A 15,559-nucleotide genomic window follows, 5' to 3' on the forward strand; every position below is an offset into this window, starting at 1 on the left:
TGGCCATATGTACGAATACGTTCTTGCTATACACATCATTTTTGTAGTCTGCTGGATGGCGGGGCTGTTTTATATTGTGCGCTTGTTTATCTATCATACCGAGGCACAGGACAAGCCTGAACCAGAGCGTACTATCCTTTCCAAACAGTTCGAGATCATGGAAAGCAGGTTATGGAATATCATAGCCAAACCATCAATGCTGATCACTATTTTGGCTGGATGCACCCTTGTTTATTTAAAACAGGGCTGGATGCTGATGGCCTGGCTACCTATCAAAATAGGCTTTGTGCTTGGCCTGGTTGCTTACCATCACATCTGTCAATCCAAAATAAAACAGATGCGCAACGGTATTTTCAAGTGGAAATCAACCCAATTACGCCTTTGGAATGAACTTGCTACTATTTTGCTTTTCGCAATAGTGTTTCTCGCCGTAAAAAAAGACGCGCTGAGCTGGGTGTTTGGCGTTATGGGGATTGTATCGTTAGGTGTGATATTGATGATAGCAGTAAAGATTTACAAGCGATACAGGGAGAAAAAATAAGCTACCCCTTTTCTTCTCCCACATCAGTCAAGCTAAACGGCGCAGTCATGGCGCAATGAAAGCCTAAAAAACACGAAGCCATCAGCACGCTGCCTAAAGCACTCTCCACAAAATAAAATGTTGATTTTGCTTTAACCGGGATCATCAGCAATTCAAAAATCACTCCCCGTAGCAATAAGGTAACTTCGTAAGCTGCTTCATTAAAAAAGTATACGGCTATTAGTAAAAAAACGAGCTGCCGCGGCTTAATTGGCTGCGCAAAAACATTCAACTGAATTACCAGCGCGAATAAGATTAAAGGAATATAGATCCGTGCATGGAAAATAACGTTAGCTATCCATCTGTCGAGGTTTTGATTATTTACTGCATGATGCAATTGTCCCTTTAAACGGAAAAACGAAAAATCCAGCAGCACACAAACAATCAGGATCAGTAATAAGCCAACCACACTTTTGATGTTTACCTTATGGAGCAACTTCACTGAAAAAATCGACACAAAAAACAGGAATACCGATTTTCCATTATCAGCTAAACAGTAAACCTCGTTACTACTGAACCGAAGCGTAAAAAAGCTTAATATGCTTACCGGGTGCGTTTTTGCAATAGTATCATAATTGCTATAGTTGGATAGCACTTCGATAATTATAAAGCAGAGCACTGTCCATAAAAATGCCGGTCCAATGGTTTTAAGGAATTGTTTTTGGTAGATATCAACGAAAGCTGTCGCCTGCTTTTTTAAAAAAGTGGAGTATTGCATGATAGGGTTAGGGAATAAAATTGTTCTATAAGAATATACCTATTAAGATCACAAATCTATTTAAAAGCCTCATCATCCAATTCTACTTTCCCCTCCAGTTCCAACAGTTTCTTCTGATTTTCTAAGATAGAAGATATATCTAATTCACGGTCTTCTCTTTGAACTCTTTGCCATTCAACGGGATCACCAAATGAAGATTCGGAAGTAGCCCTAAAGTTCAGAATCTCTTGTTTAAGCGCTTCACGATCTATATCCTGAGCGCTGATTTTGATATCTTTTTTTACTACAATAACATTAAGCTTATTAGCCAGTGCTATTATCTCTTTAATGCTTTGTTCATTATCGGATTTCAGGATTAATTCCATACTTCAACTGTTGATATAGTCAAAAATACGAATTAACAATCAATACGGGGCACCTACGGAGCCAATTTCCTGTTGAATACTTTCTATAAACACGTTATTCCTACGGAGTATTTAAATAATCTTTTAGTGCCTCATAGGAGTAACATGTTTATAGTAGATTTTAGCTGTATTTTAAGGCTCCGTAGGTTCCCCGTTTTTAAAAGCGATTATCTATTTTAACACAACATTCGTTTATTAAAAATTATTTCAATCCCCATGCAACCATTTACATCGCTCCACCATCTTACTTATAAATGATGTTTTTGGAACCTAACTATACCATTCACCAACTAATTGATCGCTGCCGGGCAGGCGAGCGTAAGGCACAGGAGTTGCTTTACAAACAGTTTGCCGGGAAAATGCTGGGGGTATGTATGCGCTACGCTACCGACCGCATGGAGGCCGAAGATATGTTACAGAATGGTTTTATCAGGGTTTTTCAAAAAATGCAGGGCTACCGGGGCGACGGATCATTTGAGGGCTGGGTTAGGCGCATAATGGTTCACAGCTCTATCGAGTATTACCGCAAACATCATAAAATGATGCAGGTTGTTGATATTGACGAGGCCGGGCACGAACCCTCGGTAAACCCGATAGCCTCGGCCAATCTGGATGCCAAGGTGCTGATGGGCATGATCCAGCAACTGGCGCCGGGATACCGCATCGTGTTTAACCTTTATGCGCTTGAAGGTTATTCGCACAAAGAGATAGCCGAAATTGTGGGCATTACCGAGGGTGCCTCTAAATCGCAACTATCAAGGGCGCGCACAATACTGAAAGAACAAATTGCTAAAATGGAGGGCAAAAGTTATGGATACGCAGGATAAGGAACTGGACATGCTGTTTAAACAACAGCTTGATGACCTGGAAATACAACCGTCGGCCGCGGTATGGCAGGGCATCAGCTCCGAACTAAATACGCGCAAACGCAAACGAGTATTACTGCCCCTGCTTAGCGCGGCAGCCAGTGTAATGGTACTTGTAACTGCCGGAATCTTGTTTATTCCTAAGCATCGGATTAAGAATGCTGATGCCCAACACTCAAACCGGATAGCTAAAACAACTAACCCTGTAAAGCAACCCACTGTTGTTAAAATAGAGCCAATGGTACCTCCAGCCACAGTTCCAAACAAAACAACAGTTAGCCCGGTTATAGCACCTGTTAATACGTTAGCGCAAACAAACAAGCCCAAAACAAAAAGCAATTTGGTACAACCCGTACAGCAACCGGTTATTGAAAGCAAAAAGCCTGCGGATGCCCCTGCAGATCAGCCCCTGCTTGCCCAAACTCCTGTTGCGAATTACAACATTGTAAAAACAACCAATATTGATTCAGCAGTAACTATCCAGGCCAAACCGGTTATCATTAACAATGAAAAACCACAGCAGGCGCTGATAGCGCAAGCCCCAATCCAGCCCGTGCCGTCGGCTGCAAAATCTGTAAAAAAACATCGTATCCGCAGCATTGGCGATGTATTTAATGTGATGATAGCCGCTGTTGATAAACGTAAAGACAAGGTAATTGAGTTTACCAACACCGATGAAGACGATGCCACCATAACCGGCGTAAACCTCGGCTTCATTAAAGTGAAAAAAGAAAAAGATAAATAAGATTAGTATTAAAGATATATTGCAACGATTATGAAACGCCTCCTTTTTACCCTCATGATATGCCTTGCCGCGGGTTTTAGCTATGCCCAAAGCAGCACCCCCGATTCAACTCAGATCGACACCACTACTACCCATAAAAAGCACGTTAAAGTAAAACTTGGCTTTGGCGATGATGTGGCACAGGTTAATGTTAACGGCCCGGATACAGCCTACCACGCACACAAAGCCCCTGGCTTTTCATTCGGCATCACTTTTTCAAGGATCGACCTTGGTTTTGCTACGCTGATTGACAATGGCAGCTTCACCCTATCTCAAAACAATAAATTCCTGAGCTACCGCCAGTGGAAAACCAGTAACTTCGGTTTTGACGTGATACAATTTGGATACCGCTTTAACAGCGCCTTCAAAATCTACGTATCCGGCGGCTTCGACTGGACGCATATCCGCCTCCGCGATGATATTACCATACAGCGCAACGCCCCGGTGCTTACTTATGTGCAGGATAGTATCCACTACCGCAAAAATCGCTTTTCATCAAGCTATTTAAGGATTCCGCTGTCGTTTTATTACCGCAGCCATGAGGATGACCGCGGTAATTATTTCAGGTTAGTTGCCGGTCCGGAGATTGGAATTTTGCTAAATGGCCGCGTAAAACAGATCAGTGATGAAAACGGCAAGCAGAAATTTAACGACGATTATCATTTTGCCAAACTGCGTAAAGGCGTATTTGTGCGCATGGGTTACGGTATAATGGGCTTGTATGCCAAATATTACTTTAACGACATGTTTGAGGATAGCCCGGCGCAGAAGGGATTGAGGAATTTTTCGTTCGGATTGACGTTTGGCTTCTAATTTTCTGGGATTACACCGATTATTTTGATTTTACTGATTATATAGAAAACACAATCAGTGAAATCAAAATAATCATTCTAATCATAGCAAAAAAGGAATCAACGAAATCAACGTAATCATAACCATCAACGGTGTATCTTTGCAATCAATGTCAGATACACCATTTTTCCAGGCGATTGCCGTAAGTAAAATATACCCCGGTAAACAACAATCAGGCTTAAAGAAAACAGATTTAAGTATTGAGCCGGGTAAAATAACAGCCATTATTGGTGAAAGCGGAAGCGGTAAAAGCACTTTGTTAAAACTGCTTTACGGATTGCTTTCGCCCGATGAAGGCAAAGTTTACTTTAAAGGCGAACGCATTTGGGGGCCTGAAGAAAAACTGATTCCCGGACATGATGCCATGAAAATGGTAACCCAACATACTGATGATCTGAACCTGTTTGCCAAAGTTTGGGATAATATAGCAGCCATGCTCCCGGCCACGGATTTGAAAGCCAAACAGGAAAAAACCGAACGCGTTCTCAAACAACTTAATATGTTCAGCATGGCCGATAAACGCGTGGCCGACCTGAGCGGTGGCGAAAAACAACGCGTGGCTATTGCCAGGGCCATCGTTACTCAACCTGAAGTGCTGTTTTTAGATGAGCCCTTTAACCAGGTCGACACGTCCTTCAGGGAAGGTTTACAACACGATATCAGGCAGATAGTAAAAGAAACCGGCATAACGGTGATCATGGTATCACACGATCCGGCCGAGGTGCTTTCGATGGCCGATGAACTTATCGTTTTAAATAAAGGTGAAATCGTGGAAACCGGTAACCCCAAGACTATGTATAAACACCCGCAAAACCTTTATACGGCAAAGCTTTTAACTAATTGTAATATTTTCAATGCTGCCGAAGCCCATTTTTCGGGCATCAATACCGGTGCGCAATACGTGGTGATCTACCCCGAGCATGTGAAAATAAAACTCATCGCCCCAGCAAAAAACTGGGTGGTGAAACAGGTATTGTTTAAAGGTTTTTATGAAGAGTTGATATTACAGCAGGGCAATACCGAAATGCGTGTACTAAGCGAAGAACCCGGCAAACATGCCGAAGGCGAGCATGTGGCGGTGCGGGTGGATAAATGGCTGGAGTATTAATTTCTTCGAAAAGCATGTGTCGCCCTGAGTAATTAAAAGCTGAGACCACCATTTTGTCAATCCTGAGTAGGTGAAAGCCGCGGCATCTGAAGGAAATATGACATCACTATTTTGTCATCCTGAGGAACGAAGCATCTTCTTCGCCCTGCATAGCGGCCATGCTTGTTGCAGAAGATGCTTCGTTCCTCAGCATGACAACGTGTTATGTCATGGATAGCTTGTCGAAGGGTCGCGCTTAAAGCGCCCCACCCACCATGCTTCGACAAGCTCAGCATGACAGCCCTACTCGAGTTTTAATAAAAAAAATTGGACCAGTGCCGTACCTCGCGCCGACAACTGGTCCTTAAACGTATATTTAAAAAAAGGTCTTAATGCTTCAGGTTAAGGCTCAATGTTACCAGGTTCCTGCTTTCAATGTATGCTGTGCGCTCATTTAGTTTATCCAGTATCTGGTTTAACGCTACCAATGTTTTTTTCTTTTTAAGGTTGAGTTTGGTGTAAACCGTTTCTTCGTACATCAATCGTTTATCGGCGCTGTAAAATTTTACAGTTTGTACTTTAGGCAGGTTGATGTTGTTTTCAATAACCCAAAATCCCTGGTTTACATTAACTTTATCTTGTGCCTGGCTGCCGGTAATCAGGGCGGCAAAGATGGCGATGGTTGTGATAATTTTTTTCATGGCTTTATTTTTATTATGAAACCAATTTAGCCCTGTTATAATTAGCTATGAAACAATATCGCTGTATCACTACAATCTGTCGATAAACTGCAAAACTGATGGTATTACGCGCGTTTATCCCATAAACGCTACTTAAAGCCACAGTTTTTATGCTGTTTGTCATTAAACAATTGCATTTCGTCGCAATATGATAAGTTAAAAACCGCCATATCATCGCTTTACAGTAAATTAGTGGTATGAAACAGGATTTCGGTTTGCCGCTGATTAATATCAAGTTGCCGCGCTTTTGGCAGCACCTGATCTTCTGGATCATTGTTTCGCTGTTCATTACCAGCTTGTATTCGCTGCAAACCAATTTTTGGGTATCGTTGCGTAATAATTTGCTGTATATGCCTATCCAGATAGCCTACTACTATGCTATTGCTTACTGGCTGGTTCCTAAATATGCATTTCAAAAACGGTATGTGATGTTTATACTGATGCTGATACCGTTGATTTTCGCGGTGATGTTTATCAGCCGTACGGTGGGGATTCTGTTTGTGGCTCCTTACCTCATCAGGGTAATGCACGTTACCGATGCCGGTTATCTCGAATCAACCAGTCGCCCGTTTTTTGAGCAGTTGTTTGACGGGCAAAGCCTGGTTAACTCATTTAAGGGCAATAACCTTTTTACCGGCTTTGTGCTGGCCATAAAGCTGTTTAAAATGTGGTACGAGCGTAAGCAGGCCGCTTTAGAGGCCGAATTGAATGCCTTAAAAGCGCAGGTTCACCCGCATTTTTTGTTCAATACGTTAAACAATCTTTATTCGCTCAGCCTCAACAATTCGCCTAAATCACCGCAGGCAATTATGGGTTTGTCGGATATTTTAAGATATATGCTTTACGAATGTTCGGATAACGAAGTGCCGTTAGAGAAAGAGATCTTCATGATGCAGCAATATGTAAAGCTGGAGAAACTGCGCTATGAAGACCGCATCGATATCAACTTCACCATCACCGGCGATTTAAAAGATAAAACCATAGCGCCGTTGCTTATCCTTCCTTTTATCGAAAACGCTTTTAAACACGGTGCCAGCGAAAAGGTAGGTGATACCTGGATCAATATTGATGTGAGCGTTACCCTCAATCATTTTAAATTAAAAGTAGCCAACAGCAAGCCCGAACGGCCTGTTAATACAGGCGATAACGCACCGGGGCATATCGGCCTGAAAAACGTAAGCACCCGTTTAAATCTGCTCTACCCAAATACATCGCGGCTTAAGATCATGGATGAGGAGGACACTTTTTTTGTTGTGCTTGATCTCGACCTGAAAATAAAGCGCCAGGCGCAACCATTGTTAAACCAGCAACCGGCCCACGCATGAAAATCCGGACGCTGATAGTTGATGATGAGCCGCACGCCATCGAGGTGCTGAAAAACTACCTTTCGCGCTTTAGCGAGATGGAGATCACTGCCACCTGTACCGACGGCATCCAGGCCTTCCGCCTGCTGCAGCAAAAACCTATCGACCTGATGTTTCTCGATATCCAGATGCCCGGCATCAAAGGTACCGACCTGCTGAAAAGTCTTAAAAATCCACCTAAAGTAATTTTCACTACAGCTTACAGTGAGTACGCCCTGGATGGCTTTGAACTCAATGCCGTCGATTACCTGCTGAAACCAATCTCCTTCGAGCGTTTTTTAAGAGCCGTTGATAAAATTTACCAGCTAAACGAGCAAAAAGGCAAACCGCTGATAAGCCATGAAGAGCCGGTTAGCGATACCCATACATTCATTTACCTGAAGGTTGACCGCAAAACGGTGAAGGTAAACATCAACGATATTTTATGGATAGAGAGCCTGCGCGATTATATTAAAGTGGTGGCCCTCAACAACCAGGTTTACATTACCCGGCAAAAAATAAGCTTGCTGGAAGAGATGCTGCCCGAAAATAGGTTTGTGCGCATCCACCGATCGTTTATAGTTTCGCTCAACAAAATAGATTCTTTCTATGCCTATAGTATTGATGTTGCAGGGCATGAGCTGCCCATAGGGCGCAATTATAAGCAGGATGTGCAGAAAAAGTTGAAAGCGGAGCGGTTGCAGATGTGAGGTGGAAGTAGAAAAGAAAAAATGGCGGGCCGTGCGATTCCCTCCCACCGGGAGGGTGTAGGGAGGGGTTTCGCAGCCCTTAATATTTCTTAGCATGGTGTATAAACCCCTCCCTACCACCGCGCCACCTAACGCGCCCCTCCCCAGGGAGGGAATTGAAAAAACGGCCGATACCCTACACTATCCACCAATCATTCACCAAATTCAATTCATCCTTTGCCCTTGTAACTGCCGTATACCACCATTTACAAAGCTCATAGTACGGTGCAGCAAACATGCTTTTATCTAAAAACAGGTAAACTTTATTCCACTCGCCGCCCTGTGCTTTGTGACAGGTTACGGCATATCCGTACGATGCTTTAAGGCAGTTTAGATAAGGATCTTCGCGCATGGCAGTTAAATATTCTTCGCTGTTTGATGGAACTCCTTTGGCCTTCATCAGGTTGTTAAATCGCATCATTAAAGCTTTAGATTCATCGTTAGTATGACTCCCTTTTAAACTTTCGAGCGCATTTAATGATAAGAACAATTTAAATTCTTTTCCTGAAGCAATAGCTGTTACCTGTACCTTCTGAAATTTTATACCCACTTCTTCAACTATTTCCTCCAATTGGTCAATCACTACAAAATCGCCGTTGGTGAGCGGTACGGCATAATTATTTTGCGTTACCAGCAAAACATCACCTATCTGCAGGGGCACATAGCCCGAACCAAAAAGCTCCCGGCGCATATCCCGGTTTATTTGCTGTACGGTTTTGTTGCTGCGTGCTATAGCAAGGCATTGTGTTGGGCCTAATTCTTTATAATTTGCCGCGTAGAGCCTGAACATTTCATCATCAGAAACATGAAGCTTTACATTATTCAGATTGCCCGCCGGTAATTTAGGAAACCTGATCCGCTCGCGGCTCTCGCTTAAAGTTCGGATGGCCCCGGCCAGTACCAGGATATCATTATCGCCTTTAGTGCGTTCAATTTTTGATAACTGGATAGTAACGGGTACTTTTTGCTGCGCAGAGATCCAATCAGTATCCAAAGCCGGACTAAATGATTGCCCCACCGGCGGCAACTGGCAGGGATCGCCAACAAAAATAATTTTGCTTTTGCCAGCCACCAGGAAAAAATCGTTCAGTAAAATACCCGAGCCGAATACCGCAAAGTCATTATTTTCAGAAATCTCGCCGGAGAGCATGGAGGCTTCATCAACAATATAAACGGTGGTATCCTCATCGGGCGGGCGGGTGGTGAACTGCAGGGTCATCTGGCCCGAAATTCCTGCGGGTGAGTTTTCGGAGAGCGTTTCTTCATCAAGCCCGTCTATCTTACTAAAATTATACAGTTCGCTATGTACTGTTGATGCCGTAAAACCTGTTTTGCCCATTAAAACCGTGGCAGCCCTGCCGGTTGCAGCCAGCATGCAAAACTTTTTCTTTTGATCCTGTAACCATTGGGCAATGTGCTGCATCAAAAAAGTTTTGCCTGTACCTGCGTACCCTTTCAAAACAAAAACATTGGCAGCCGGATGATCCAAAAATTTTTTGATAGCTTTAAAAGCCGCTTTCTGATCTGCGTTTAAGGTTGTAGGCACTTATATTTTTATTAATTAAAAGGGCTAAAGGTAGCAAACATGTTGCCCGCTTCTGCCAAAGTATTTAAGGGTAGGTAATCACATACCTCTGCATACTCGCCCCACATTTGTTGTACTACCGGATTATGGTGTGCCGTAGCTATGGCATCAGCGCTTAGCCATTCAAACACTTCGATAATGGTGCCATCGGCGGCTTCCATCATGATGGATTGGCGGTCGGTTACCAAACCTTCCTGTTGCAGGCGGGGTAAATGGGTTTTCATTAGTTGTTTTAGTGCTTCCTGCTTGCCTGGCTTTGGTTTGTAGGCTACAATTACAATTTGTCCCATGGCGTTCAGTTTTTGTATTGCAATTTACTAAAACCGCGGACGTTTTTAAAACCTACGAATCTAATCAACGCAGGTTTAAGCGTCTACGCTTGAACCTGCGTTGAAAAGGAAGCGTCCACGCTTCCGACAACCCGAATGAATTGTGTTAAGCGTGGACGCTTACCCTATTTAGTTGCTTATTCCCCTTCCGGAAAATCGGCTCCCGTGGTAGTATCCTCCCAGGCATCAAAATCCTTTTGCAACTCCTGCAGTTTATTGCGCGCGCCTTTTAAAGCGGCTTTGCCTAACAGTAAACGCAGTGGCGGGTTTTCTGCCTCAACTGCTGCAACAATGGCCTTGGCAGCACGTTCCGGATCTCCGGGTTGTTTGCCGCTGTAACCGCGGATATTGTTTTTATTGGTTCCGGCTGTTTCTTTATAATCGTCGATAACAATTTTGCTGTTGTTGGCTGATCTGCCTGCCCAATCTGTACGGAAACCACTTGGTGCAATAACGGTTACTTTGATGCCCAGATGTTTGGTTTCTTTAGCCAAAGCTTCCGAATAACCATCAACAGCAAACTTGGTAGCATTGTAAAAACCGACAGCGGGGAATGCCACGAGGCCACCTATCGAGGCCACGTTAACCACATGTCCGCTGCGTTGCGCACGCATAATGGGCAACACAGCTTTGGTTACGTTAGCCAATCCGAAGAAATTGATCTCGAACATGCGGCGCACTTCATCTTCTTCACTCTCTTCTATCGCACCAAAATAGCCAATGCCGGCATTGTTCACCAACACGTCGATGGTGCCGAATTTTTGTTGCACTGTTTCAACCGCTGTTTTAATCTCATCGGGCTTTGTAACATCCAGTTTAAGCGCTACCGCTGTTTCGGGATAAGCCTCAACAATATCCTTCACATCATCGGTATTGCGCGATGCTACACCTGCTTTATAGCCTAACTCTAAAACCAGTTTCGCCAGCTCGCGGCCAAAGCCTGTTGAGCAGCCTGTTATTAACCATACTTTTTTACTCATGGTAGATTGTGTTTTTATATTCAAATTAACAGCTTAACGGGTAATTGTTTGTCAGGGATGTTTCATTGTTACAGAAGCCCCTCTAAATCTCCCCTGAAGGGAAGACTTTTCCAATATAATCCGCTCCTCGAAGCAAAAAAGGGAGGGATTGTGCGATTCCCTCCCCTGGGAGAGTGTATGGAGGGGTTTCGCCGCTATGTATTGCCGCTGTGCATGGCGCAGAACCCCTCCCTCCCACTACACTTCCCTATCGCGCCCCCCGGGGGAGGGAATTAAAAATTGTTCATACAGACATCTACTCAAAACAAAAACGGCGATGAGCATTCACTCATCGCCGTTTTTGAAAGTCTCCCCTTCAGGGGAGATTTAGAGGGGCATCAGGGCCTTACTTCTTCCAAACGTTATTGTCTGCATTATAATCAGGCAATACCTTATCCGGATCATAAGTTACCGATTCAATTTCTTCGGTTGATGGATATTTGAATGTCCAGGTGGCGTTACGCTCCCAAACTTCAACAGGTAGTTTTATACGGTCGGTTTTGCCGCCGGTGGTTTTTACTTCCAGGATAACCGGCATCGCCATTTTACCCAGGTTGTTGATGGTGATCAGCGAACCTTTGGTTGGGTCGTTATCAACATATTTTACGTCGCTTACGGCAACATCCAAACGCCAGTCGTTCAGGAACCAGCCTCTCCAAAACCATTGCAGGTTTTCGCCGGCAGCATTTTCCATGGTGCGGAAAAAGTCGTCGGGTTGCGGGTGTTTAAATGCCCAGCGGTTAATGTAGGTTTTAAACGCAAAATCGAAACGTTCAGGGCCTAAAATCTGCTCGCGCAGCATTACCAAACCGGCGCTTGGTTTTGAATAAAGCAATGTACCTGTGTTTCTTTCTTTCAGGTTGGCCGGCTGGCTCATAATCGGCTCCAGCTCGGGTTTGGTGAAGAAGTCGCCTGTGCGGTGCATATCCGTAGGGCGGGTGCTTTTGTACTCGCCATTGTTAAAATCGGCGGTAGAAAGGGTATTGATAAAAGTATTGAAACCTTCGTCCATCCAGCCGTACATACGCTCGTTCGATCCAACGATCATCGGGAACCAGGTGTGGCCAAACTCGTGGTCATTCACACCCCAAAGGCTTCCTTTTTTAGCCTTCGATCCGCAGAAAACAATACCCGGATATTCCATACCGCCAACAATACCGGCAACGGCTGTAGCAGCAGGATAAGGAAATTCGAACCATTTTTTCGAATTGTACTCGATAGATTTTTTCACGTACTCGGTAGATCGGCCCCAGGCGTCATTGCCATCGCTTTCAACAGGATAAGCCGAAATAGCGGTTGATTTTTTACCGCTTGGCAAATCCATTTTAGCGGCGTCGATAATAAACGCTGCCGATGAAGCCCATGAAGCATCGCGCGCGTTTTTAATTTTAAAGTGCCAGGTTAAAGTTGGTTTACCGGCCGGGCGCGATTTTGGATCGGTAACCTCATTAGCGCCACGGATAATTACCGTAGTTTCACTTTTTTCGGCAGCTGCCCAGCGTTTTACCTGCTCAGGAGTATAAACTTCCTGCGGGTTCAGCAACTCGCCCGATGCCACTACGATGTGATTTGAAGGAGCTGTGATGCTCAGATCAAAATCACCATACTCCAGGTAAAACTCACCCGGACCACTGTATGGCAGGGTATTCCAGCCCATTACATCATCATACACACAAACACGTGGGTACCATTGTGCAATGGTGTAAATTTTACCATTTTTAGTTTGCAGGTAACCCATACGGTCCGATCCGTAGTTAGGCGATACAAACGAATATTCAATTTTCACTTTGGCCTGGCCACCGTTGGCAGCAATATCTTTTGGTAAAAAGATCTGCATACGGGTATCATTGATCAGGAATTTAACATCACTGTACTCACCTTTGGCATTGCCAACTTTTACCGATTTAATTTTATAACCGGCATCAAAAGCTTCGCCGCGGCCCCAGTTACGGCTGCCCGCCGGCGGAACGATGGCAGTTCCCCTCGAATCGAGTTTAAACAAATTCTGATCAAGCTGCATCCACATAAAGCCCAAAGTTTGCGGACTGTTATTGGTGTAGGTTAAAGTTTCAGAGCCGGTAATTTCGTTGGTTTGATCGTTCAATTTGGCGGCCAATTGGTAATCGGCACGGTTTTGCCAGTATTTGGCACCCGGTTCGCCGCTTGCGGCGCGGAATTCGGTACCGTTTTTAGTGTAAAAACCCGGACCAAAAGTTTCATGGTAATCATACACCGATCCCGGCGGGGTGGTGGTTGCGGGCGCCGCTTGCTGGGCATTACCTACGGCAGCAGCCAACGTAAGGGCAAGGCTGCAACCTGCCATCAGTTTTAGTTTCATTGTTCAGTCAAATAAATTGCGTAAAGAAACAAGTATACTACAAATTAGGCAGATGCGAAAGTTAGGTAAAACGATTGTTACGGAGATATTAAGGAGAATAAACCTGAACCGTGAGATTGTTAGCAAATTATAAATCACTGCCAATTCAGCAGGCGAATATAGTTTAACGAATTATCAGTTGACCCAAATCTGTTAGTTAATGTTATGAAATAAAAACAATTATGTTTCTGGTAAAAAAAGTGTTGTTTAGTATCTTGCAATAAAAATTTATATCCTAAACTAAGCACGAAATGAAACCAACAGCAGATAAGCCACTACTTGTAGGCATACTTGTGGATGTGTCAGGTTCAATGATGAGCGCAATAGAAAACAAGTCGGGTAATACTATTTCAAGACTGGAAAGCTTCCGGGACGCGCTTGAAGATCTGGTGAAAAAGGCATCTATTCTTTCAAGAGCCAATTCAAGCGAAAGGATAGCTCCATTAATCAATATATTTTCTTATGGCTTTGGATTTGGGGGAATACTGTCTGCTTTTTTTGGTTCGAAGGGGCCAAAAGTAAGAGATCTGCTTGACACGCCATTTACCTCGAACACAACAGTGGCGATTGACCAATTAGCAAATAATTGGCGTGACTATAAAAATCATCTTGAAAAATTAGCAAGGGAAATGCTTGGTGATACTCCTATGAAAGAAGGGTTTCAGGCCGTTTTTTCCCGGTTCGAATTTGAGCTAAGAAATAAATCGTATGCAGAAGGGCCGGTCCTTTTTGTTTTATCAGATGGCGACCCTACGGATTCAGCTTACCATGACCGTTCGGATATTATTTCAATTGCTGAAAAAATCAAGCGGCTTGGCGTAACTATTATCTCTTGCTACGTTACCGATCATAATATTACAGAGTCGAGAAAGCTATATTCCAATCACAGAAGTGACTGGCCGTCCGGAGCCAATTTAATGCTTAAGTGTGCATCAACTATATCGCCCGGTTCTCCCTTTGCAAATTACTTAAGAGAATATGGTTGGAATTTCGAACCCAATGCAAGATTATTTAACCAGGTTAATCAATCCGAACTGTTATCGGAATTTATGCAAATGGTACTAAGTCCTCTAAACGATAAGACTACACCGGTAAAAGCATCATCTAAAACAAAAGTATTTATAAGTTATAGTCATCAGGATTCGAGCTATTTTAACAAAGGATCGTTGATAGATTATTTGTCTGGGCTGGAACGGGAGGGATTTGAGTTTTGGTATGATAAAAAAATACTTGCAGGAGACGATTGGGACGACGAGATAAAGCAACAAATAGAAAAGGCGGATATCGTTTTAACTTTAGTGAGTCAATATTTTTTAAATTCAAAATACTGTTCAAATACCGAAGTACAACTCTTCTTACAAAACCAGCGGTCCCGCGGATTAATAATTTTCCCCGTTATACTATCTCCTTGTGATTGGAAATCTCATGATTGGTTAACCAGAACTCAATTCGAGCCGAGAGAAGGGATGTCGATAGAAGTTGATTTTATTAATAAAGGGCAAAGAGAACAGCTTTATTTAACAATATTACAACAACTTAGAAAATTAGCTCACAGAAACAATTTCGATTAGTAATAACATTACAACCTTATGTCGTAAATTTTTGTCTCTAATCACCCTTATGTTATGCTATACAAGTCTGCCATCATTTAGCAAAAGAGTAGCAGACTTGTATAGTATATAACATATGATTGAAACAATAATCGTTTGCTTTCTTAGCAAGAGCCCCCCATTCGTTCTTTAAATTACTTCCCCAAAAAATGGTCGGCATAAACCTTCTCATCAAACCCAAAAAACAAAAACCCGCCATCTTCAATAACCGGGCGTTTGATCATGCTGGTTTTTTGCTGTAGTAATTGTAGGGCATCGGTGTTGGTTTTGATGCTTTCTTTAACCGCCGGGTCGAGCTGTTTCCAGGTGAGGCCTTGTTTGTTCATAAACTTTTCGTAGCCTGCCTTGGTATCCCACTCCTGCAGTTTTTCGGTGCTTACGCCAAGCTTTTTAAAATCCTGAAAATCGTAATCAACTTTATTTTCTTTCAGCCAGTCGATGGCTTTTTTTACTGTATTGCAATTGGTTATTCCGTAAACTTTCATTGTGTAAATTTAGTGATTAAAGCGATAAATC

At 43.3% G+C, this 15,559-nt stretch carries 16 protein-coding genes; 8 read left to right on the forward strand and 8 right to left on the reverse strand.

The annotated features are described in order from the left end of the window. Nucleotides 1-7: 7 nt before the first annotated feature. On the forward strand, nucleotides 8-541 hold the full coding sequence (locus HYN43_RS19240) for a CopD family protein (RefSeq protein ID WP_119410885.1): 534 nt from the start codon (nucleotides 8-10) through the stop codon (nucleotides 539-541). Between the two features lies 1 nt (nucleotide 542). On the opposite strand, the gene HYN43_RS19245 is transcribed toward HYN43_RS19240, so the two are convergent. Beyond that, nucleotides 543-1,298 (reverse strand): hypothetical protein, encoded by a 756-nt coding sequence (locus tag HYN43_RS19245; RefSeq protein WP_119410886.1) that lies wholly within the window; start codon nucleotides 1,296-1,298, stop codon nucleotides 543-545. Nucleotides 1,299-1,354: 56 nt separating this feature from the next. Next, nucleotides 1,355-1,663: a hypothetical protein gene (locus HYN43_RS19250; RefSeq protein ID WP_119410887.1), complete on the reverse strand. Its 309-nt coding sequence runs from the start codon at nucleotides 1,661-1,663 to the stop codon at nucleotides 1,355-1,357. A 296-nt stretch (nucleotides 1,664-1,959) separates the two neighbouring features. Here HYN43_RS19250 and HYN43_RS19255 point away from each other — a divergent pair, with 296 nt between their 5' ends. The 4 genes from HYN43_RS19255 to HYN43_RS19270 all read left to right on the forward strand — a co-directional run bounded on the left by HYN43_RS19255 (nucleotide 1,960) and on the right by HYN43_RS19270 (nucleotide 5,312). Continuing rightward, nucleotides 1,960-2,529, forward strand: a complete 570-nt coding sequence (locus HYN43_RS19255; protein ID WP_119411290.1) for an RNA polymerase sigma factor — start codon at nucleotides 1,960-1,962, stop codon at nucleotides 2,527-2,529. After that, nucleotides 2,513-3,313 carry a hypothetical protein gene (locus HYN43_RS19260; protein WP_119410888.1) on the forward strand — a complete coding sequence of 267 codons (801 nt, stop codon included), beginning with the start codon at nucleotides 2,513-2,515 and terminating at the stop codon, nucleotides 3,311-3,313. Before HYN43_RS19255 ends, HYN43_RS19260 begins: the two co-directional genes overlap by 17 nt. Nucleotides 3,314-3,343: 30 nt before the next feature. Further along, nucleotides 3,344-4,165, forward strand: a complete 822-nt coding sequence (locus HYN43_RS19265) for an outer membrane beta-barrel protein (protein WP_119410889.1) — start codon at nucleotides 3,344-3,346, stop codon at nucleotides 4,163-4,165. Nucleotides 4,166-4,313: 148 nt separating this feature from the next. After that, the gene (locus HYN43_RS19270; protein ID WP_119410890.1) at nucleotides 4,314-5,312 is read left to right on the forward strand and encodes an ABC transporter ATP-binding protein; all 999 of its coding nucleotides are present in this window, start codon (nucleotides 4,314-4,316) and stop codon (nucleotides 5,310-5,312) included. Nucleotides 5,313-5,680: 368 nt separating this feature from the next. On the opposite strand, the gene HYN43_RS19275 is transcribed toward HYN43_RS19270, so the two are convergent. Beyond that, complete coding sequence (locus tag HYN43_RS19275) at nucleotides 5,681-5,992, reverse strand: hypothetical protein (RefSeq protein ID WP_119410891.1); 312 nt, start codon at nucleotides 5,990-5,992, stop codon at nucleotides 5,681-5,683. A gap of 236 nt (nucleotides 5,993-6,228) precedes the next feature. Here HYN43_RS19275 and HYN43_RS19280 point away from each other — a divergent pair, with 236 nt between their 5' ends. Continuing rightward, a complete protein-coding gene (locus tag HYN43_RS19280) occupies nucleotides 6,229-7,356 on the forward strand; it encodes a sensor histidine kinase (RefSeq protein WP_119410892.1) in 1,128 nt (375 codons plus the stop codon). Then, nucleotides 7,353-8,084: a LytR/AlgR family response regulator transcription factor gene (locus tag HYN43_RS19285; protein WP_119410893.1), complete on the forward strand. Its 732-nt coding sequence runs from the start codon at nucleotides 7,353-7,355 to the stop codon at nucleotides 8,082-8,084. The genes HYN43_RS19280 and HYN43_RS19285 overlap by 4 nt, the downstream gene beginning before the upstream one ends. A gap of 175 nt (nucleotides 8,085-8,259) precedes the next feature. Here the strand turns inward: HYN43_RS19285 and HYN43_RS19290 are convergent, their stop codons facing one another. The 4 genes from HYN43_RS19290 to HYN43_RS19305 all read right to left on the reverse strand — a co-directional run bounded on the left by HYN43_RS19290 (nucleotide 8,260) and on the right by HYN43_RS19305 (nucleotide 13,394). Next, nucleotides 8,260-9,669, reverse strand: coding sequence for an ATP-dependent DNA helicase (locus HYN43_RS19290; RefSeq protein WP_119410894.1), 1,410 nt, complete (start codon nucleotides 9,667-9,669; stop codon nucleotides 8,260-8,262). An 11-nt stretch (nucleotides 9,670-9,680) separates the two neighbouring features. Beyond that, on the reverse strand, nucleotides 9,681-9,998 hold the full coding sequence (locus HYN43_RS19295) for a hypothetical protein (RefSeq protein WP_119410895.1): 318 nt from the start codon (nucleotides 9,996-9,998) through the stop codon (nucleotides 9,681-9,683). Between the two features lie 176 nt (nucleotides 9,999-10,174). After that, nucleotides 10,175-11,017, reverse strand: coding sequence for an oxidoreductase (locus HYN43_RS19300; RefSeq protein ID WP_119410896.1), 843 nt, complete (start codon nucleotides 11,015-11,017; stop codon nucleotides 10,175-10,177). Nucleotides 11,018-11,402: 385 nt separating this feature from the next. Continuing rightward, a complete protein-coding gene (locus tag HYN43_RS19305) occupies nucleotides 11,403-13,394 on the reverse strand; it encodes a M1 family metallopeptidase (RefSeq protein WP_119410897.1) in 1,992 nt (663 codons plus the stop codon). 290 nt (nucleotides 13,395-13,684) lie between these two features. Between HYN43_RS19305 and HYN43_RS19310 the strand changes: the two genes are divergently transcribed. Next, nucleotides 13,685-15,004, forward strand: coding sequence for a TIR domain-containing protein (locus HYN43_RS19310; RefSeq protein ID WP_119410898.1), 1,320 nt, complete (start codon nucleotides 13,685-13,687; stop codon nucleotides 15,002-15,004). Nucleotides 15,005-15,177: 173 nt separating this feature from the next. Here the strand turns inward: HYN43_RS19310 and HYN43_RS19315 are convergent, their stop codons facing one another. Then, nucleotides 15,178-15,528, reverse strand: coding sequence for a Spx/MgsR family RNA polymerase-binding regulatory protein (locus tag HYN43_RS19315; RefSeq protein WP_119410899.1), 351 nt, complete (start codon nucleotides 15,526-15,528; stop codon nucleotides 15,178-15,180). Nucleotides 15,529-15,559: the final 31 nt, after the last annotated feature.

This window comes from Mucilaginibacter celer (assembly GCF_003576455.2).
Classification (GTDB): Bacteria; Bacteroidota; Bacteroidia; order Sphingobacteriales; family Sphingobacteriaceae; genus Mucilaginibacter; species Mucilaginibacter celer.

Coding starts and splice junctions, on each gene's coding strand:
- HYN43_RS19240 (WP_119410885.1), top strand. CDS start 8: ATGTACGAATACGTTCTTGCTATACACATCATTTTTGTAGTCTGCTGG.
- HYN43_RS19245 (WP_119410886.1), bottom strand. CDS start 1,298: ATGCAATACTCCACTTTTTTAAAAAAGCAGGCGACAGCTTTCGTTGAT.
- HYN43_RS19250 (WP_119410887.1), bottom strand. CDS start 1,663: ATGGAATTAATCCTGAAATCCGATAATGAACAAAGCATTAAAGAGATA.
- HYN43_RS19255 (WP_119411290.1), top strand. CDS start 1,960: ATGTTTTTGGAACCTAACTATACCATTCACCAACTAATTGATCGCTGC.
- HYN43_RS19260 (WP_119410888.1), top strand. CDS start 2,513: ATGGATACGCAGGATAAGGAACTGGACATGCTGTTTAAACAACAGCTT.
- HYN43_RS19265 (WP_119410889.1), top strand. CDS start 3,344: ATGAAACGCCTCCTTTTTACCCTCATGATATGCCTTGCCGCGGGTTTT.
- HYN43_RS19270 (WP_119410890.1), top strand. CDS start 4,314: ATGTCAGATACACCATTTTTCCAGGCGATTGCCGTAAGTAAAATATAC.
- HYN43_RS19275 (WP_119410891.1), bottom strand. CDS start 5,992: ATGAAAAAAATTATCACAACCATCGCCATCTTTGCCGCCCTGATTACC.
- HYN43_RS19280 (WP_119410892.1), top strand. CDS start 6,229: ATGAAACAGGATTTCGGTTTGCCGCTGATTAATATCAAGTTGCCGCGC.
- HYN43_RS19285 (WP_119410893.1), top strand. CDS start 7,353: ATGAAAATCCGGACGCTGATAGTTGATGATGAGCCGCACGCCATCGAG.
- HYN43_RS19295 (WP_119410895.1), bottom strand. CDS start 9,998: ATGGGACAAATTGTAATTGTAGCCTACAAACCAAAGCCAGGCAAGCAG.
- HYN43_RS19300 (WP_119410896.1), bottom strand. CDS start 11,017: ATGAGTAAAAAAGTATGGTTAATAACAGGCTGCTCAACAGGCTTTGGC.
- HYN43_RS19305 (WP_119410897.1), bottom strand. CDS start 13,394: ATGAAACTAAAACTGATGGCAGGTTGCAGCCTTGCCCTTACGTTGGCT.
- HYN43_RS19310 (WP_119410898.1), top strand. CDS start 13,685: ATGAAACCAACAGCAGATAAGCCACTACTTGTAGGCATACTTGTGGAT.
- HYN43_RS19315 (WP_119410899.1), bottom strand. CDS start 15,528: ATGAAAGTTTACGGAATAACCAATTGCAATACAGTAAAAAAAGCCATC.